Genomic DNA, 18831 nt, shown 5'->3' with positions numbered 1-18831 from the left:
TTCTGACCTGTTTAGCCTGTTTTCGTCAACAGCCCGTTTGGGTCAACAGTGCAACGGTTTCCACATGCGCCGTATGCGGGAACATATCCACCGCTGCAAACCTCTCCAGCTTGTATTTCCCTTCCATTTTTGCCACATCGCGGGCAAGGGTGGAGGGATTGCAGGATATGTAGAGGATTTTCGGCGTGCCGAGCTTAATAAGTTTTTGCAGGGACGATTCGGGAACCCCTGAGCGCGGCGGGTCCACAATGACCATATCCGGGCGGGGCAGATCATCGGGCAGTCCTTTTTCGGATGCAAGGTTACCCACGATGTATTCTGTGTTTTTTAGTCCGTTGAGTTTCGCATTTTCTTTTGCCGACTCAACAGATTCTTCGGAAACTTCAATACCGATCATCCGGCCCACATCCTTGGCCATGAACATGCCGATGCCACCTGATCCGCAGAAAAGGTCCCAGACAACGTCATCCGGTCCGGGAGCGGCCAGCTCTACGCTTTTGCGGTAGAGCATTTCCGCACCTTTGGAGTTGGTCTGGAAAAATGCATTGGGGCTGATCTGGTAATTGACTTCGCGTCCGTCTGCACGGGTCAGGGTTTCAGTGATATGCTCCTGCCCGGTCAGGAAGATCTGCCGTTCCCCGGTGGCGAGGTCGGCGCGGCCTTTGCGGGTGGAATGCACAAAACTTTTCAGCTGCGGGATATTCTCTGAGAGCAGCTTGCCCAGCCCCTTGATGGTGTGGTGGGATTTGGCCGGCTCGGTGAGCAGGTGGACCATCATCTCACCGCTGTGGTGGGAGAAACGGACCACCAGCTTGCGCCAGTAGCCGCCCCGGTTGTGACGGTAGGTGCCGATCCCGGTCTTGGCGCAGTACTCGCGGGCCAGTTCCGGGATATTTTTACACGCTTCCGGCAGCAGCGGACAGCTGGAAATATTAATGACTTCGGTCTCACTTCCGCGTCGTTTGAAGCCCAGCTTCAGGGAATCGCCGATGCCGTGGAAGGAAAATTCCATTTTGTTGCGGTAACCGTATTCCAGCGGCGATGGCAGGGCTTCATCGCCCATGCCCGGAGTGTCGGCAGGAATTTTGCCGATGCGCTCAAGGGTCTCGCAGACCTGACGTCCTTTCCAGAAAGTCTGGGCACTGTATTTAATGTCCTGATGCAGGCATCCGCCGCAGGTTCCGAAGTATTCGCAGGCCGGAGTCTGTTCAGCTTCAACATGACTGATGATTTCAGTGCGTCTGGCCTCGGCGAACCTTTTTTTGGCCTTGGTAATTTCACAGCGAACCGTCTGTCCGGGAACTACATTTTCCACAAAAAGGGTCAGCCCTTCATAGCGGCCGATGCCCCTGCCGCCGAAGGCCAGGGATTCGATCTCGGTTTCAACTATATCGCCCTTGCGGACAGGCTTGGTTTCATTACTCATGTTTGACAGTTCTCCTTTGGCCGCTGTACGCTCCGGTCCATGATTGATAAAGCAACAGCACTTGAATCGGTTTTACGGAAGCTCAAAAAGCTGCCCGTGGGCCATTGCATAGACCTGCGCACATATAAACGCAACCGTTCCCTGCTAATTTTGCATGTTCATGAGCAGGAGTACATTATTTACGAAGACGGTTATGAAAAAATCGAGCACCAAACCGCGTTGAAGGGCATGAAGAAATTACTCAAAACCCTGTTCAAAAGGGAGTTTCCGCGCAGCAACAAAATCCGCATGTACGAACTGGGCGAATATAATGAGCAAAAGCATCGCAGAGAGATGAAAAAACTCTAAGACTTGCCACCGCCCCGAAATCTGCATAATGGTAACATGCATTGTACTAAATCGGGCAGGAGAGATAAATGATCAAAAGGTTTTTTTTAGTGCAGCTTTTGCTGCTGATGGTTGCGGTCCCCTCGTTCGCTCAGGATGAATCCCGGAACAAAACGCACGACAGTGTTTCCGCTGCTGCCACAATTGTTATTCCCGCAGACTATAAAGAGCAGGGCATGGCTTCGTGGTACGGGGAAAAATTTCAGGGCAAGCTCACTGCCAGCGGTGAACCCTATGACATGGAGAAAATGACCGCCGCCCACAATTACCTGCCTCTGGGCGTGAAGGTGAATGTTACCAACCTCGGAAACAAAAAGAAGGTTGCTGTAATCATCAATGACCGCGGTCCCTTTGTACCGGATCGTATCATCGACCTTTCCCGCGCCGCCGCCCGGAAGCTGGGCTTCATTGATGCCGGAAAGGCCAAGGTACTCATCGAGCCCTACCGCCCGGAACCTGAACCGCAGCCCGTAGCCGCTCCGGCTCCCGTTGTAGTGAATAAAAAACTCTACGGCGCATTTTACATTCAGGCCGGGGCTTACAAGGTCAAGGCCAATGCCGACCGCCTTATCGAAAGACTTAACAAGGCCGGATTCCACAACACCCGCACCGTGCGTGTTGTCACCGACAGTGCCCAGATTTTCAAGGTCCAGCTGGGGATGTACAAATCTCTGGATAAGGCCCGCAAAGCGCATCTTTCCCTTGGAAAAGGTTTTCCGGGAACTTTTATTCTGGCGGATGTTATTCAGGAATAGATCCGGGCTGAAGCTCTATAAAAACAGTTTTTTTCTGAACAATTTTATATCGCCGTCCAGCAACTCCTTATGGTTCAGTTGCAGGTACATGTGACGATAGAAAATATTGTCCCTGAGTTTTTTCCGCAGGCTGTTGAATTTTTCCGTGCGGTTTTGTTTGAAGTAGCACTGGGCCATAAACAGTGCTGTCTCAGCTGAAGGGGCAAGTTTTTTGTATTCCGTTATGGCACGATCATAGTCCCCCAGAAGCTGGTAGCCACGGGCGAAAAGCTGGTCGTAATTTATGCCTTTCCGGGTAATCCCCTTTGCGCGGTCTTCTCTGATTTTGGAGAAAAGGTAGTCCTGAATATCGTATGCGGCCTGTGCCGGACTGTCGCTTGCGATGATGTATTGGTGGAAATTATTCCTTATGTACAGCAGGTAGAGCAGGCTTCTTCTTGTTTTCAGGTATTCTTTATCTACTTCAGTCTTGCGGAGAAATTCATCCAGATTCATGCCGACAAAATCATCATAGCTGTAATTGTCCATTTTATAGGTCTCACCGAAAGTCTCGCTGAAATCTGCTTTGAATAAATCCAGATACTTTAAGGTTTTGATGGTGTTTTTGTCCCACGCAGCCAGTGCGCTGTTGTCTCCTGCCAGCCAGTCCTGAATGTCTTTCTCGGATGCTATCCTGCCCTTGCTGTCGTGCAAATGCATATTTGTGTACGGGTCCACAATAAGCCATCTGCCTCCATGAAAAAGTTCATGGTAGGTATGGCTCTTTACGTTCCTGAATCTGATAAGCGGGAAGTAATAATCCAGAATAGTTACCGCAAGGGCCGACTGCTCGGAGCAAAGAATATTGCCGCTGTAGAGCATTACTGCGGCTCCGAACCGCCATCCGTCGTTAGTACCGAGGCCGCTCATGCGTTTATTAAAGCCCGGAGTTGAGTAAAAATTTACGTAGTCTGCAACACGGTCAATCTTTTGCGCGTCGGTGGCGGTCGGTTTGATGGTTACCGCTGAAATGAGCGCAGGAAGGATGAAGTCGTAGATATCATAAAATGAGTTCTGCTCTGTTGATATCAGTTCTTCTGAATAGAAGCCGCTCTCCTGCGCTGTGGCCCATTGCGCAGTGAAGATCAGGTGCAGGCAGATAAGAAGTGAGCTTGTTGTTTTCAGGAGTTTAGTCATAATTTTGTACAATGCTTTTTGATTAAATTATTTCAAAATAAGGAATCCCGCAACACCGCTGGAGGCGTGTTCATCCGGTTGATTTTTGCAAAGGCGGACCTGAGTAATCTAATTCAGGTCCGCCTTTGCCGTTACCCTGAGGATTGAAGAGGGATAATTGTTTTGAATTGCAGTGATTCAGGATGTTTTCCCGGTAACTTTAATCGAAGAGGTAAATAATGACATCGTTTAAACCCAGAACACCAAGCACCGGAACAGGCGCAAACCTGTTTGATGAATTTGAACGCGATGACGTGGACTACAGCCCCGAAGACGCCGTCCGGGTAACCCCATTCGCAGTGCCGGGAGTGTCAGAGCCGTTTTCCGTGCTGGCAACCAAGCGTGATGAAAACGGGCGCATTGTCGAGCGGGCATTGGAATATGAGAATTTCACCCAGCATTTTCGCTATGAATACGATGCAGGCGGCAGGCTGCATAAGGTTTGGAGCGGCGAAAGCCTGATCGAAGAATATCTCTACGGAAAATCCGGGGAGCGATATTTCGGGGTGACTTCATGGCTTCCGAACCGTTCTTTTCGTTACGGTCCGGGTTTGCGTCTGGAGAAAGCCGGGAAGGTGAAATATTCCTATGACAGCGAGGGCCGCTTGACCGCAAAGCAGTTCGGGCCGGAGGTAACCCGCTACAGCTATCATGAATCCGGCCAGCTGCAGCAGGTTAAACTACCGGATGGCAGACGGATCAGCTACGAAATTGATGACGAAGGCAAACGGATATCTAAATTCATCAACACCCAAAAAGTGGAAACCTACCATTGGCACGATTTCACCACCCTAGCCGCAGTGGCGGACCATTTCGGCAATACCCGTGAATTCGCCTACGATGAAGACGGCGATCCCATTGCCATGCGTTTCAATGAAAATGTGTATTACTTCGCCGCAGATCAGGTGGGGACTATTTGCATAGTTGCTAATGACGCCGGAAATGAGGTAAAGCGGATTATCCGGGATTCGTTTGGAAATAAAATTGTCGATACCAATAAGCAAATGGAAATCGCGCTGGGTTTCGCCGGAGGTCTATACGACAAGGACACCGGGCTGGTCCATTTCGGATTCCGTGAATACGATCCCACCATCGGCAGGTTCATCCAGCCTGATCCGCTGGGGCTGGCTGGCGGGGACGTGGATGTTTACGGTTACTGTGCTGATGATCCGGTTAATTTTGTGGATCGTGTCGGGTTGTTTTCACGCGGAAGCTTTGGCGACTTCGGCGAAGGAACCGGCGGGGCAGGCAGCAGGAGAGGCTCAAGTTCCGATAATTCCGGTGGAGGAGCAATCGGCGGTCTTACCGGACGAGGCAAAGGTGCTCTTTCCGGATTAGTCGACAGCGTGAGCGGCGAATCCAATAACAATAGCGGCAAAACATCCGGTTCAGGCAATTCGACCGGAGCAATCAACGGTCTTCTTGGGAAAGGCAAAGGAATTCTTTCCGGAAAACTCGGCGGCGAGGGAAACGAATCCAATAACAATGGGCCCTCCGGTTCCAGTAATTCGACAGGTTCAATCAGTGGTCTTTTGGGTTTAGGCGGTGATGTTCTTTCCGGATTAGTCGGGAGTAAGAGAGGCGGAAACAAGACTCAGTCCGTCAAATCGGACCTGCAACAGACCAGACAAGCAGAAGATAAAGCCAGAGCTGACCAGCAAGCACAGGAAGAACAGCTTGCTGAGGCAAAGGCGCAAAAAGAAAAAGCGGAAGCCGAAGAGGTAAAGGAAGCGAAAAAGGCTGAAGAGGAAGCTGAGAAAGAGCAGCAAGCCGCTGCCCGGAAAACAGCGGCTACGCCCAGTCCGCTGAAAAAAGCTGAAGATGAATTACAGCAAGCTAAGAAGAGTGGGATGCTGGCTACGAAAAAAAGTGTAGCCAGAAATGTTCCTGCTGCTCCTAAAGGAGTTAGCGTCGATGAAAACATGGCAAAAGCAAAAGCTTTTGGTAAAAAAGCCGACCTATTGCCTTCAGTATACAGTAGGTTAGCAAAATATGGATATCTTGCCCATCAATTCGGCCCGGGTAGGGAACAGGACTATAAAACGAGAGGGCGAGAGTATGAGCATTTCGGCAACTACAACTTTGGAGCAGCTGCCAAGGCTTTGGGTATTTCAGAGTTAGAGGCGAAAGCTGGTGCCGGGGCTGTGCAGGTATTTACTGGAACAGCAAAAGCTAGCTGGTGGGGTGATTTTTTTGATGATCCTGTTGATCAGCAAAATATAGCAAATGGTTATCGCCACGGAAAAAAATAAAAACAAATACCCCCGAATTCCGGTTCGGGGGTATCCGGTATAATATGAACAATCAAAGACAGTTATCAAAATTTGGAAAATTTGTATTTGCGTATTTTTCATATTTCAGCCTCAGCGGTATTTTTGCTCTGCTGGCTATTCTTACAGCTTGGCTTTTTGGAGGATTTACAAGCAATACATCTGCCTTCCTTTATGTTTTTTCGTGGTGTTTTTTGTATTTTTTTTCCACTATAAATGCCGTAAAAACAATTTTTCCATATAAAGAACAGGAATCAAAAAAATTACCTTTTTATACATTTATGTGGGTAATTGTTACATTCTGGCCGTGTTTACTTTACGGAATGGGATCCGAAGACAATGTCGCAATAGGTTTAATTTTAATAATCTACATACTGGCTGCATACCCATACCTTCTCCTCGCTTTTGGTCAAATTCCGGGTTTGATTCTCTTGTTGCTATTTCCTTTGTTTCATACCGCCATATTTTATATTTCATGGAAAAAGACGCATCTATTATATGATGATATAAACAACTCATTTAAATTAGAGTAATCATCTGCTCATACAACACGGAGCCCGGTCCGGGGGCTGATTCTTATCCGTCACCTTGTCCAAGATTACGGATCGTAGAAACAAAACGGCCCCCGCACCAAAGTGCAGGGGCCGTTTCTCATCAAAACAATATTTAAATCCGCGCTTACTGCAGCGGCTTATCATCCTTCCTCTCTTCCACCTCAACATCAATAACGTCGTGGTCGTCAATGCGCCGCTTGGGCTGGTCCTGATTGGTCCAGGCGGTGAATTCTGAATTGTGGTGGACCACGTGGATGTTGGGATTGTTCTTCATGTTTTCAAACTGGTGGCGCAGCATGCGTTTGAAGTACCCTCTGGTGACCGGGAAAAGGATGAGCAGGCCGAAAATATCGGTCATGAATCCGGGGGTCAAAAGGACCAGTCCGGCGAGGAAGATCAGCACCGCGTCGAGGATGTCCTCGGCGGGCATGATGCCTTTGTTCAGGTTTTCCTGCACCTTCTGCATGGTGGCAACGCCTTGGGATTTGGCGAGGGCCGCGCCCACAAAGGCGGTCAGCAGACAGAGGGCAATGGCATTGAGGGTCCCGATTTCAGAGCCGATCTGTACCAGAATGTAGAGATCGATCAGGGGGATAAGGACAAAACCCAGAAAAATCTTAGCGAACATTTAGTCTCCCGTGCTTAATTTCTTGTTAGACGTTCTGGAATATAAGCATCAATCCCATGAAGACAAGGATGGTTATGACAATTCTGCGCTAAAAATTGTGCTAAAGGTAATTTCCATTTTATAAATCCTAATTGACATCACATCATTAACTTATAGAATTCAATTTTAAAATTCACCGTCACGGAGTCACATGATGAAAGTTTATTGGTCCATTGCTTTACTGATAGGGCTTTTGCTCGGCACGTTCCTCTTCACCGGCAACAGCCCTGTTCTCGATAATAAAACGGAATTATTAACTGCTGAAAATACATGCGATTTATCAACTCCCCGCAAAGCTGTCCGTTCCTTTCTGTATAGCGTTCGCAGTTACAACCGTGATCATTACACCGGATTCGACTGTCTGACCAAAGTGGTCTCTTCTCCGGAAGACATGGCAGATGACAACAAGTCTGAAGCAGTCAAGAAAGCCCGTGATATTTTCCTTGTCCTTGAAAACATGAATTACGATATTGATGAAGATATCCCGGACAATATTCAGGGGAACAAAGCTGATCTGCATTTTTCCTACGAAGGGCAAGAGTTCGATGTTCTGATGAAAAAAGGAATCGATGGATGGCATTTTTCCAGCACCCTGTTTAAAAATCCTGCGTTCATGGAACTGGTCAAAAAATTGCGCTATAAATATGCCAAGTTCACTTCTGAAAAAATGGAAGGAGACACCTTTCTGCAAAGCCTTATGTCTCCGTACAGAACTTTTTTTACCTTGAAATCAGGAGTTGTCAGAACGAATCAGGATAATCTGGAAGCAGCCATCAGCACGTTGGACATGAGCAGGTTCACAGCACTGGAAAAGCCTGTTTACGGTCCTATTCTGGCTGTTATGCTTTACCGGATAATTAACAGCTGCTCCCCGCTGCATCTTGAAGAGCTTTCTGCTTCTCCCGACAGTGAATACGCACCTGTATTTATGGTGGTGCCGGAGATGGGGTCCATCACCATGCATGTTGTGACTCTTGAAAACGGGCGCAAGGCATGGAAGTTCACGCCGCATAGTTTGCAGGTAGTCCAAACCTGTTATGACGATATCATGCAGGATCTTTTGCGGGAAGGAACAGATCCGTTTGTGGGCAATGAGTTGCCGCTGCATATGATTATTGATGACTTTGTTCAGCGAAATTATCCGCAGTTAATGGCGAGCTACCTGAATACAAACATCTATAAATGGGTAGCCCTGTTTGCTCTCTTTCTGATAACCCCGCTTGCCTTAAAAATAATTTCATTCCTTTTGAACAAAATACTTACTTCAGTTGAAACAAAGCTTCCTGAAGGAATTATCCCGCCGGGCCGCCGTAAATTTATCCTTCCGGTTCAGATGATGGTTATGGGCTATTTATGGCTCACCATGATCGGAGTGCTCATTTTATACAAAGACCTGATGGTTTTTTCCCTGTACGGGGTTAAAATCATCGGCACTTTGTCAATGGTCTGGATCATCACCATTACGGCCAATCTTTTTTGCGATGTGATCACAGCAAAAGGGGGATCAAGTATCAGGGCGACAATGATGCTGATCATTGCCCAGATCTTCAAGCTGGCTGTCATTCTTATGGGGCTTGCCCATATTGCCCAGCTGTTCGGTCAGGACTCCACAAGGATTTTTGCAGCAATGGGCATCGGTGGTCTGGCAATAGCACTGGCCGGTAAAGATACGCTGGAGAACATCTTCGGAACCATGGTAATTATGACCACCCGTCCCTTTGCTGTGGGTGATTGGATCACTTTTCTCGGACATGACGGGACGGTGGAGAAGGTCGGGGTAAGATCAACTTCTATCCGCACTTTCTACAATTCCGAAGTGATAATACCCAATGCAAAATTCATCACTACACCAGTTGATAATATGGGGCGTAGAGAATGGCGCAGATATAAAACCACCATAGGTGTTGCTTATGACACTCCTGCCGAGAATCTCAACGGGTATGTGCAGGGATTGAAGCGTCTGGTTATGAATCATCCCAACACCAGAAAAACGGACTTTCATATTGTGGTCAATGACTTCGGTCCCTCGTCCATTGACATCATGGTCTACATCTTTTTTAAAACTGAAGATTGGGCCAAAGAGCTTCTCGTAAGGCATGAGTTCATCGTGGATGCATTGCGGCTTGCCGAGGAGCTTAAAATCAATATTGCTTTCCCCACAACGACCGTCCACTTTAGACAGGATAACCCTGACAATTATCCTGAATTTCAGTCAGACGCCCATGCCATAAGCGAGGCGCGCAGCTATGCCAATTCCATAAGGCCGGTCAAAGAAAAATAATAAATCAAAATACTGCTTGAACAGAAAAGGACTCACGCTAAAAACGTGAGTCCTTTTTTACTTGATGCTTCTATTTTTTATACGTTCTGAAAAACAAGCATCAATCCCATGAAGACAAGAAGGGTCATGACGATTCTGCGGTAAAATTCGTCTGAAATGCGGCTGGAAAGCTTGCTGCCGAGATAAGTTCCTGCATAAATGGGTAAAATTGAGGCCAGAGCCAGCTGGAAAACATAGAAGGTGGTCAAGCCGCTGAGCAGGTGGCCGCAAGCGGCCAGAGTTCCTGAGAAGAGGAAGAAGCTGACCAGTGTGGCCTTGATGGCGTCCTTGCTCCAGCCTTGGATGGAGGCGTAGATAATGGATGGAGGACCGCCCGCGCTTACGGCTGCGGCGATTGATCCGGTCAGGAACCCGGAGAAGTAACCCCATTTGCTGCTCAGGTTCAGCTTGATGGGTTTTGCCAGCAGGGAATAGGCGGAAAAAGATGTAATCAGTATGCCGAGGAATAGCCGTATATAATCCCCGTTGACTTCTTTGAGCATCATGGTCCCAAAAATGGATCCGGGAATGGAACCGATGATGAGCGGCAGGATTTTCGCGCGTTCCAGATTTTTGCGCAGCCTGTGGGTCATGTTGATGTTAACGATCATGCCACAGAGGGTACAGAGCGGGACAGCCAGCTTAATGTCCATGATGAATGCCAGCAGCGGCATGGCCAGCAGTGCCTGACCGAATCCGGTTAAGCCTTGGATAAATCCGGCACTTAGAAATATGAGCGGTACAAGCAGGAAAGGAGACATGGCTACTTCTTTTGCAGGGTCAGCAGGATGGTCTCTTCCGGGGTGGGGGCTTCGGCAATGATTTCAGCTTTGCGGACCCGGCAGATGATATTGATGTTGCCCAACTGGTCGGCGCGCACTTCAGCTTGCATGGTCATGCCGGATTCAAGTTCTTGAAGGTGGGAACTCACCTCCTTAAACCCTGTTCAGCAATCTTTCCAGCAGATGACAGTGCGACTATTATTCATGGTAAAATAAAAAAAGGCCGGACGTCCCATAGGGATAGTCCGGCCTTTGGAATGACTATTTTTTGTTTTTCATGGCTTCTTGAAGCTTGTCGCCGAGCAGGCCTCCGAAACCGCCTGCGCCACCGGAGGTGGAGGAGGTTTTGGGAGCGGATTTGCGGGAGGCAGACTTCTTGGGTGCGGACTTGGCGTATTCTTTCCAGTCGCTGTCGCCATCTTCTTTTTTAGCATCGCCTGCGGTGAGGGTCACCTTGCGGTCGGCAGTGTTGATCTCTTCGATGGAGATTTTAACCTTGTCGCCGGGCTTAAGGGCTTCAAGCTCAGCCTGCTTTCCGGAACGGGTGATGCGTGACATGGGCAGCAGTCCGGTGATGCCGGGAGCGAGGTTGATGAAGATACCGAACTCAGCACGGTTCTCCACGGTTCCTTCAACTTCCTGACCGACCTTGAAGCTGTCTTCCATGTCTACCCACGGATCTCCGGCAGCGTCTTTCATGGACAGGCCGATACGGCGTTTGACCGGATCAATGTCTTTAACCATGACCGCTACTTCGTCACCGGGGGTAACTTCGTCAGAAGGCTTGTGCACGCGCTTGGTGTAGCTCATTTCGGAAACGTGGACGAGGCCTTCGATGCCGGGTGCGATTTCAACGAATGCACCGAAATCGGCACAGCGGACAACGGTACCGCTGATCTTGTCGCCGGCTTTGAACTTGTCGCCTACTTCGTCCCACGGGTCAGCCTGCAGCTGCTTGAGGGAAAGGCCGATTTTGAGACCTTTGCCGTCTTTGCGCGGCTCCATGGAAAGAATGCGCACAGTTACTTCATCGCCGGGCTGGACAACGTCCTCGGGCTTGGCGGAACGGGACCAGCTCAGTTCGGAAACATGAACCATGCCTTCCACGCCGGGAGTAAGCTCAACAAATGCGCCGAACGGCATCAGCTTGGTGACTTTACCTTCCATGACAGCGTCAGGCTGGACGTCCTGCATGAATGCTTCACGGGCTTTTTCCTGTTCCTGTTCGAGAAGGACTCTTCTGGAAACAACAATGTTGCGACCGTTTTCTTCGAACTTGATGACCTGAAAATTGTGGGTGCTGCCAACGTATGCTTCAGCATCTTCAACAAAAGAAGTGTCGATCTGGCTTACGGGGCAGAATACCTTGCGGTGCATCATTTTAACTCTGAAACCGCCTTTGCAGGTTTCTGCAACCTTTCCTTCAACCGGGACTTTGTTCTCGTATGCTTCACGCAGCATGTTGAGTCCGCCCGCGCCGGACATGGCTTTGGAAAGGACGATTTCATTGTTGTTCATGGAGATAACGTAGAGTTCCACGCTGTCTCCGTCCTTGACGGTCAGTTCGCCTTCTTCATCGGTCAGTTCATCACGGTCGACAACTCCGTCCACCTTGGACCCGGTGTCAACAAACACGGAATCTTTGGTGATGGAAATGACGGTTCCTTTGATCTGGTCTCCGACCTGAAGGTTGTCGTTGGATTCGGACTGGAAGGCTTCAAACAGTTCGGCAAAGTTCTCTTCGCCATTGGTTTCCAAGTTTTTCTCGGACATGCTCTTGGTTCTCCTGAAAGGGCAAATTGGTCCCGGCAAGGTAGGTTTTTTATAGTGCCGTGGACAATGGGAACCTAACGGGAAACTCCGCAATTTTCAAACGATTTATTCATATATTTTTTATGGCCCTTAACACCACTGAAAAAGGGTGGTCAGAATTAATTCCAACCACCCTGTTTATCAATATGGTTTTTGGGGATTACCCGATCATTTCAAGGAATGCTTCAATGCGCACGCGCAGTTGTTCGGTATCAGCGTCGGAATAATCTGTCTCGATGTGCAGGTAGGGCATCTTTTTGTCATCCTGTACATATTTGCGGATATTTTCCGCCTCAACATTGTAGGTATGGCAGGCCTGCCAGGTGAGATCTACGATGGCATCTGCTTTGAAATCAGCGATCATGGTGTTCAGGAGATCGATTCGGCCGGGGTTGGGGGACATGATCGAGCATGGTGTGGCAAGGTATTTTTCCGCCAAAGCCGTGATGGGAGCCTTTTCAGTATCCACCTGCATGGTCTTTTTGTAGCCGGTACAGTTCTCAAAGGCCACTACAACGCCGCCGGCTTCTTCAATAAGCTGGCAGACCTTGTGTGAGCCGAGGCCCATGGGAACGCCGGAAATAATGACGCGGGGACCCTGTTTGGTCTCTTCCTGCGGTGCCTTGCCTACTTCATCAACGATTGCTTCAAGGCATTCCACAGATTCCTGCTTGGAGGCAAAGAAGCCGGACTTGAAGACAATTTCCATCATTTTCATACCGGAAATGGGGGCAGGATTTTGCTGGTTCAGGTCCATAAGTCCTTTGAGGGCGGCAGCTTCACGGTTGGTGAGTTTGATGGCCTCTTTGAGCATCTCATCGGTGATATTGATTCCGCATTCCTGCTCGACCCGTTCCTTGAAACGGACAACTTCACCTTCCCAGAACGGTCCGGTCACATCCAGTTCCTGATTGTGGGGCAGATACATCAGGTGCAGCGGCTTAATCTCGGCCATCTGCTCAAACATCTTCTTTTTACCATCGCATGTGGAGTCTGCAACAATGAGGTCAGCCGATTTGAAATACGGGCAGGAATCTTCCACGGCGAAGCCGAAGCTTGATTTAATCAGCGGACAGAGGTTGCGGGGCAGTGTTCTTTCCGCGGCGGGAATGGGATCATTGCGGGTGCCGCACAGGCCGACCACAATTCCTCCGGCTGCCAAGGCAATTTCAACCGGGGAGTAAAGACAGTAAAACCCAAAGACTTTCGTCCCTTTCTCTTTGGCCTGTGCAACTTCTAAAGGATTTTTTTCCGCTCTCGTAGTCAGTTTATCAATGGATGTGTAGCTCATCTCGTTCCCTCTTTGGTAAAAGATTTATCGTTAGTTATCTGGATGCAATCAGAGCAGCCCCGATGGCCCCGGCGAATGGGGCTAGAACCGGGGTGTTGAGTTCAACACCTATGGCTTCGGAAAAACATTTTGCTAATTCCGCATTCCTTGCAGTTCCTCCGGTAAAGGCAATGGTTGGTGTAAAGGATATTCGCCCGGCAAGGCTGGTCAAACGCTTTGCAATGGAGACTACTATCCCGGCAGCCAAATCTTCACGGGAAGCACCGGATGCCGTCAGGCCGATAACTTCTGATTCAGCGAAGACGGCGCACATGCTTGAAATGGGAACAGGTGTGCCCTTTGCTGCAAAGACACCGAATTCATCGAGGTCGATTCCCAGTGCCGTGGCCATATTGGAAATGAAGCGACCAGTTCCGGCAGCGCACTTATCATTCATGAGAAAATCACGAACGTTGCCCTGCTCATCAAGGGCAATCATTTTGGAATCCTGTCCGCCGATATCCAGCACTGTCATGGCTTCGGGCACTAGATGCTTTGCACCGAGCGCGTGACAGGATATTTCCGTTACCTGTTTATCGGCGGCTGCCATTTTGCGCCCGTATCCAGTGGCAACAGTCCGGCTTATCAATGCGCCGGGAACGTCCAATTTTGAGAGGGCGTCCTCCAATGCTTCCCGGGCTGCTTCTTTGGGGGCCCATCCCGTAGCCCTTTCGGCAACAGCCACAACTTCTTTGCTCACGCCATGGATAATGGCAGCTTTGGTTGCTGTTGAGCCGATATCCAGCCCGGCAAAAAAAAGTGCAGTCTCGCCGGATGGGTCACAAGGCGATTCGTTCGAGTCCTTCCGGTTAATTGTTTCATCTATCGTGCGCATTCAGCCTCCCGATTTGATAATCCGTTTACCATTACATCACGTCTTTCGATGTCTCCAATCAAAATAATAGATATAAAGAGGTTGTACTTATCAGGTCTGCCGATGTTCCGAAGTCTGAATGCTGGTCTAATTTCCGGCTTTAATATAACTCTCCCTCCAGAGAATAAATGTGAGGAACAAATTGAAGAAATCGGATGCAAATTTTTACGCTGACGGCCTGACCCCGGATCGGGAATTCAGCGCAGCCTATATGGATATGCGCAATCTACGCTCCCTGCTGCAAAAGAAGCCGGAATTCGCGGACAATGAAATCGTCCACGCGGTCTGGGATGTGATCATGGAGCAGCGTTACAGCTCCCAGCGCATGTCTCAGCTGCTTTACCGGGAATGCGCCAAGGCCCTTGCCGCAATCGGTCACGGTTGTCCGGATTGTGCGGTTTCCCATTCCGCTCTGCAATTACAGGTTCAGGCTGCATCCAGCTGTAAGAAATACGCATCAATTGAAGCTTCCGGCGGGCTGGGGGTGTTGCCTTTTGATATTTCCCTGCTGGATCCCCCGAAGCCGTTTTCCGGTTTCGCTCCTTCTGTGAAATGGGAAACCCTGCTCAAGAATGCCGAAGTGGTCGGTGAACCCGTTTTTTCCGGGCGTAGCGCGGTCATGCAGGCTGCGGGCGAAAAACGTATTTTTGCCGTTAAAATTCTGCGCAAGGGCGAAGAGCCGCAAGGGTTGCATCTCGAAGGTCGCTGGATGGAACGGCTTTGCAATGAATCCGAGACAGAAGGCGTGCGTTTCGATTGTCCTCAGCCCTACACCATCGGCGGGCACGTGGTTTTTAAGCTCGAAGGGTTGCCCGAATCCGCACCGGAAAATCTGCACGAAGAACTCTACGCCATGGCTTACCACGCCCACAGCGACTATTTCGTATATCCCAATGATGACCGCGAGGATAAACGCTGCTGCGCTGAAGAAATGCTGGAAATCATGGGCCGCAATTCCTTTTTACTCGGACAGCTGGCCGGGCGGGGCATAGTGCATGATGCGCCTATTCCTCTTTTTCATAACCGGGTGCAGGCCACGCGACGCACGGATGAGGGTGTCTACGAATGGCGCAGGTTCGGACGCCTAGACCGCTGGCTTGATTCCTGCCGCTACCCCAATTTCGGACGTTCCGGTCTGCGGGATTTCGAACATCTGCAGGTCATGAAACCGGGCCGCGATCCATTTTACTGGGCCATCGGTTCACATTTCATGTCCATCCTGCTGGTGCTGGGCAGCTGGTTCCGGGTGCAGGAACCGCAGCTCTGCGGACTTGATGCCGACGAAGAACCAATCGATGCCCGCCATCTTTTTGATGCGGATTTTTTCGAACAGGCCGTTAAACACTGCTTTGACAAATATTACCAAGGCTTTACCGGAAAAGAATTTCAGAACGAAATAAACCTGCACATCCCGGAATTGGTGCAGGATATGATCAATGAAATGGGCGTGGACCGTCACATGTTCGAATTCATGCGTGTGGTGGATCAGGAAATTTTAGAAGATGATGAGTTTCGTAAATATCTCATCAAATGCGGCATGGCAGAGGATAAGGCATATTCCATAGAAAAGAATAAGGAAGACATCCCTCTGACCACCGGGCCGCATCTCGGTGACTTCAACAGCACCATATCATTGCCGGAAATTATCGAATGGTCGGCCATGGCTGCCGGGTGCTGTATTGCTTCGCGGGCGTTAGGAGATAGGTGGGGGTAGTGAAATAAAGTTTTTCTTGTTTTAAAACGTCAAAAGCTATATTGAGGTGTGAGGCCGCAGCCGATGGGTTCCTTTCTTTCAAACTGCGGTCAGGAGCAAATGAAAGGAACCGCCAATGGTTTCATTTGCAACAGCTCTTATCTGGCTTTTGAAAGGAATACTTGTGGGCTTAGGCTCGTGGGTAATCAAAAAAGTACTGGATGCTGTAGTGAAAGAAGACGAATAGTCTGAAACGCGACACGGCCACCTGCCGGTCGTGGTAGGTGGCCGTGTCTCACACATGTAAACTAGAGGCATAGGCCCATCGGTAAGACCTTGCTCCGGGGTGGAAGTGTGACCGCACTTCCACCCTTTTTATTTAGATTAAGTATTCTTTGTTCAAATATCAAGTGCGGAGTTAAATTTTATCTCACCTCAAACTCCACAGCATCCACGCGCCCGATCTCATCACTTACCGAAATCCTGTGTTTTCCAACGCTTACTTCGGTGAACAGCTTCTCATCAAATTTACCCTGACTAACCAAGCGTCCATCCAGAAACCAGTACAAAGTCCCGCTGTCCGGTCCGGCTTCGGCTTTGAGTCCGATCTGCTGGAATTTCAGCGGGGTGTCCTTGCGCAGCAGGTAGGGCGTGCCTGCTGCCGGGGAGATGATCTTGGGCGCGATTCCTGCCGGGATTAAATCACAATCAGGGGCCAGCGGCGGCATGTGCGGTACTTCGAGACTGTTTTCCGCCCGCCAGCGGGCCAGCTTGGCCGGGATGGTGCGGATGATTTTTGTTTTGATGCCTTTGCGTCCAAGACATTCTCCGGAAATGCGGTAGCCGCTTTTTGAATCCACGAAAATCTGGCGGCATTCTTCGCAAGGGTGCAAACGTGTTTTGCCGGAAAGGGTGCGCATGGTAGTACGCTCAGTGCAGAACGGGCCGGGAAGCTGGCGGCTGTGTCCGCAGACTTCCACTTCGCTGATACCGGAACCTTCCGGCGGCGGGGGCAGTTTACCGCCCGGTGCGGCCAGACGGAGCAGGTCAAAGAGCAGCGGCCCGGCATGTACTGCGCCGGAGATCCCTTTGCGCGGTCTGCCGTCCGGGTTGCCGACCCAGACCCCGGTGGCGTAATCCCCGGAAACACCCACGGCCCATGCGTCGCGATGCCCGAAGGATGTTCCTGTCTTCCATGCCGTTTCCGGCATGTCGCGGGTCAGCATCCAAGTTTCGTTCATTTCCGGTCTGCTTACCGAAGAAAGCATTTCAAGCACCAACCATACTACTGCAGGCGAAAGAATTTGGGTCCCGAGTTTGTTTATGGTGGCAGTGGCGGTAAAAGGCTTGAATCTGCCTCCATCCGCCAAGGATGCATAAAGATTGGTCAGCTCGGTCAGCTTGATTTCACAGCCGCCCAGCGCGAGAGGCAGGCCATATTCCATGGGAGCTTTATCCAGCGTACTGATTCCGCCTTTTTTGAGCAGGTCGATGAATTCCGCCACCCCGGTTTTGGCAAGGGTGTTTACCGCCGGGATATTTAAAGATTTTGCAAGTGCCTGCCGTACAGTGACCTGCCCGTGGTACATGTGGTCATAGTTTTTGGGTGAATATCCGGCGTAATCTACCGGGATGTCATAAACAAAAGATGCCGGGACCAGTTTGCCCTGATCAAAAGCCAGCCCGTAGATGAAAGGCTTGAGGGTCGATCCGGGGGAACGTTTTTTATCTGCCAGATTGATGGACCCGCCGAATCCTTTTTCAAAAAAGTCCGCTGAACCGACCAAGGCACGTATCTCGCGGCTGGGAATGTGGATGATCACGCAGGCTGCGTTGTCGATGTCGTCTCCGCGTAAGCGGGCCACGTGGGTTTTAACTTTTGCCTGCGCAGCATTCTGTAATTCTGAATCAAGTGTTGTGACAGTCTCAGGAATTTGTCCGTTACGCTCCAGAACCATGCGACAGAAATGCGGAGCTTCCAGCGGAACAGAACGAATGGAGTTCGGCAGGGGCAATTTCATATTGCGTTCAATTTCATCTGGCGGGAAAACTCCCTTCTTCGCCAACTGATGCATAACCCGGTTGCGGCCTTCACGGGCCTGCTGCGGATTGCGCAGGGGATCGTAAAACACCGGACCGCGCGGGATAGTGGTCAGTAAAGCTGATTCCCCCAACGATAAATTATCCGGCCCATGTCCGAAATAAAAATGGGATGCCGCGCCCACGCCGACGATATTTCCGCCGTAGGGCAGCATGTTCAGGTAAATTTCTAAAAGCTCGTCATTGGAATGATGCAGTTTGAGCTGTAAAGCCCGGAACCCTTCAATGGTCTTGGCCCAGAGCGTCCGTTTCTTCGGCTCAGTCATGCGCGCAATCTGCATGGGAATGGTAGAAGCCCCGGATACCACTTTTCCTGCAGCAATATTCATAATCGCCGCGCGAAAGATCGAAACCGGATTTACCCCCGGATGATATTCAAACCACTGATCCTCAGAAGCCAGCAGAGTCTTCTTCAATACCGGGGAAATCTTCGCAAAATCCGCATGCATGCGCCGCGCCCCGTCCGGGGGCAGGAAAATACGTAATACCTTACCATCCCGGTCTTTTACAACCGAGGCCACGGGCGGGTGCAGCTTGTGTTCTGGAAAGGGAAAGAGAAGATCAAGCACAAAAAAACTAATGATGAGAAAAAGGACCAACCCACCAAGTATAAATAAATTCTTCTTTTTCATCACGGCCTGAACTT

General features: G+C 49.9%; 15 protein-coding genes. 6 read left to right on the top strand and 9 right to left on the bottom strand.

Features of this window, described 5'->3' with window-relative positions; translation table 11 throughout:
• Window positions 1-25 precede the first annotated feature (25 nt).
• A complete protein-coding gene (gene rlmD / locus FMR86_RS02100; protein WP_163349407.1) occupies window positions 26-1426 on the bottom strand; it encodes a 23S rRNA (uracil(1939)-C(5))-methyltransferase RlmD in 1401 nt (466 codons plus the stop codon).
• 39 nt (window positions 1427-1465) lie between these two features.
• On the opposite strand from rlmD, the gene FMR86_RS02095 reads away from it, so the two are divergent.
• Together FMR86_RS02095 and FMR86_RS02090 are read left to right on the top strand one after the other, a co-directional pair.
• Complete coding sequence (locus FMR86_RS02095; RefSeq protein ID WP_163349406.1) at window positions 1466-1774, top strand: hypothetical protein; 309 nt, start codon at window positions 1466-1468, stop codon at window positions 1772-1774.
• 68 nt (window positions 1775-1842) lie between these two features.
• Window positions 1843-2568 (top strand): septal ring lytic transglycosylase RlpA family protein, encoded by a 726-nt coding sequence (locus FMR86_RS02090; RefSeq protein ID WP_163349405.1) that lies wholly within the window; start codon window positions 1843-1845, stop codon window positions 2566-2568.
• A 15-nt stretch (window positions 2569-2583) separates the two neighbouring features.
• Here the strand turns inward: FMR86_RS02090 and FMR86_RS02085 are convergent, their stop codons facing one another.
• Entirely contained in the window at window positions 2584-3744 is a 1161-nt protein-coding gene (locus tag FMR86_RS02085) for a transglutaminase domain-containing protein (protein ID WP_163349404.1), read from the bottom strand.
• Between the two features lie 218 nt (window positions 3745-3962).
• On the opposite strand from FMR86_RS02085, the gene FMR86_RS02080 reads away from it, so the two are divergent.
• Both FMR86_RS02080 and FMR86_RS02075 read left to right on the top strand, forming a co-directional pair.
• A complete protein-coding gene (locus tag FMR86_RS02080; RefSeq protein ID WP_163349403.1) occupies window positions 3963-6035 on the top strand; it encodes an RHS repeat-associated core domain-containing protein in 2073 nt (690 codons plus the stop codon).
• Window positions 6036-6079: 44 nt separating this feature from the next.
• The gene (locus tag FMR86_RS02075; RefSeq protein ID WP_163349402.1) at window positions 6080-6586 is read left to right on the top strand and encodes a hypothetical protein; all 507 of its coding nucleotides are present in this window, start codon (window positions 6080-6082) and stop codon (window positions 6584-6586) included.
• A gap of 145 nt (window positions 6587-6731) precedes the next feature.
• Here FMR86_RS02075 and FMR86_RS02070 read toward each other — a convergent pair whose 3' ends face one another.
• Complete coding sequence (locus FMR86_RS02070; protein WP_163349401.1) at window positions 6732-7235, bottom strand: FxsA family protein; 504 nt, start codon at window positions 7233-7235, stop codon at window positions 6732-6734.
• A 190-nt stretch (window positions 7236-7425) separates the two neighbouring features.
• Between FMR86_RS02070 and FMR86_RS02065 the strand changes: the two genes are divergently transcribed.
• Window positions 7426-9555, top strand: coding sequence for a mechanosensitive ion channel family protein (locus tag FMR86_RS02065; protein WP_163349400.1), 2130 nt, complete (start codon window positions 7426-7428; stop codon window positions 9553-9555).
• Between the two features lie 77 nt (window positions 9556-9632).
• On the opposite strand, the gene FMR86_RS02060 is transcribed toward FMR86_RS02065, so the two are convergent.
• The 5 genes from FMR86_RS02060 to FMR86_RS02040 form a co-directional block, all read right to left on the bottom strand.
• On the bottom strand, window positions 9633-10355 hold the full coding sequence (locus tag FMR86_RS02060) for a sulfite exporter TauE/SafE family protein (protein WP_163349399.1): 723 nt from the start codon (window positions 10353-10355) through the stop codon (window positions 9633-9635).
• Between the two features lie 2 nt (window positions 10356-10357).
• Window positions 10358-10525, bottom strand: coding sequence for a hypothetical protein (locus FMR86_RS02055; RefSeq protein ID WP_163349398.1), 168 nt, complete (start codon window positions 10523-10525; stop codon window positions 10358-10360).
• A gap of 112 nt (window positions 10526-10637) precedes the next feature.
• Window positions 10638-12149 carry a 30S ribosomal protein S1 gene (locus FMR86_RS02050; RefSeq protein ID WP_163349397.1) on the bottom strand — a complete coding sequence of 504 codons (1512 nt, stop codon included), beginning with the start codon at window positions 12147-12149 and terminating at the stop codon, window positions 10638-10640.
• Window positions 12150-12348: 199 nt separating this feature from the next.
• Entirely contained in the window at window positions 12349-13479 is a 1131-nt protein-coding gene (locus tag FMR86_RS02045; protein WP_163349396.1) for a double-cubane-cluster-containing anaerobic reductase, read from the bottom strand.
• Between the two features lie 34 nt (window positions 13480-13513).
• On the bottom strand, window positions 13514-14353 hold the full coding sequence (locus FMR86_RS02040) for an acyl-CoA dehydratase activase (protein ID WP_163349395.1): 840 nt from the start codon (window positions 14351-14353) through the stop codon (window positions 13514-13516).
• A 181-nt stretch (window positions 14354-14534) separates the two neighbouring features.
• Here FMR86_RS02040 and FMR86_RS02035 point away from each other — a divergent pair, with 181 nt between their 5' ends.
• Window positions 14535-16106, top strand: a complete 1572-nt coding sequence (locus FMR86_RS02035; protein ID WP_163349394.1) for a SidJ-related pseudokinase — start codon at window positions 14535-14537, stop codon at window positions 16104-16106.
• Window positions 16107-16510: 404 nt separating this feature from the next.
• On the opposite strand, the gene pbpC is transcribed toward FMR86_RS02035, so the two are convergent.
• The gene (gene pbpC / locus FMR86_RS02030) at window positions 16511-18817 is read right to left on the bottom strand and encodes a penicillin-binding protein 1C (protein WP_163349393.1); all 2307 of its coding nucleotides are present in this window, start codon (window positions 18815-18817) and stop codon (window positions 16511-16513) included.
• Between the last annotated feature and the right edge of the window lie 14 nt (window positions 18818-18831).

Source organism: Desulfovibrio sp. JC010, assembly GCF_010470675.1.
Classification (GTDB): domain Bacteria; phylum Desulfobacterota; class Desulfovibrionia; order Desulfovibrionales; family Desulfovibrionaceae; genus Maridesulfovibrio.
Note: the sequence above shows the minus strand (reverse complement) of the source record. Positions and strands in the feature narration are given on the sequence as shown.

Excerpts from the sequence above, each read along its gene's own strand:
- rlmD (WP_163349407.1), bottom strand. The coding sequence starts at position 1,426 with ATGAGTAATGAAACCAAGCCTGTCCGCAAGGGCGATATAGTTGAAACC.
- FMR86_RS02095 (WP_163349406.1), top strand. The coding sequence starts at position 1,466 with ATGATTGATAAAGCAACAGCACTTGAATCGGTTTTACGGAAGCTCAAA.
- FMR86_RS02090 (WP_163349405.1), top strand. The coding sequence starts at position 1,843 with ATGATCAAAAGGTTTTTTTTAGTGCAGCTTTTGCTGCTGATGGTTGCG.
- FMR86_RS02085 (WP_163349404.1), bottom strand. The coding sequence starts at position 3,744 with ATGACTAAACTCCTGAAAACAACAAGCTCACTTCTTATCTGCCTGCAC.
- FMR86_RS02080 (WP_163349403.1), top strand. The coding sequence starts at position 3,963 with ATGACATCGTTTAAACCCAGAACACCAAGCACCGGAACAGGCGCAAAC.
- FMR86_RS02075 (WP_163349402.1), top strand. The coding sequence starts at position 6,080 with ATGAACAATCAAAGACAGTTATCAAAATTTGGAAAATTTGTATTTGCG.
- FMR86_RS02070 (WP_163349401.1), bottom strand. The coding sequence starts at position 7,235 with ATGTTCGCTAAGATTTTTCTGGGTTTTGTCCTTATCCCCCTGATCGAT.
- FMR86_RS02065 (WP_163349400.1), top strand. The coding sequence starts at position 7,426 with ATGATGAAAGTTTATTGGTCCATTGCTTTACTGATAGGGCTTTTGCTC.
- FMR86_RS02060 (WP_163349399.1), bottom strand. The coding sequence starts at position 10,355 with ATGTCTCCTTTCCTGCTTGTACCGCTCATATTTCTAAGTGCCGGATTT.
- FMR86_RS02050 (WP_163349397.1), bottom strand. The coding sequence starts at position 12,149 with ATGTCCGAGAAAAACTTGGAAACCAATGGCGAAGAGAACTTTGCCGAA.
- FMR86_RS02045 (WP_163349396.1), bottom strand. The coding sequence starts at position 13,479 with ATGAGCTACACATCCATTGATAAACTGACTACGAGAGCGGAAAAAAAT.
- FMR86_RS02040 (WP_163349395.1), bottom strand. The coding sequence starts at position 14,353 with ATGCGCACGATAGATGAAACAATTAACCGGAAGGACTCGAACGAATCG.
- pbpC (WP_163349393.1), bottom strand. The coding sequence starts at position 18,817 with ATGAAAAAGAAGAATTTATTTATACTTGGTGGGTTGGTCCTTTTTCTC.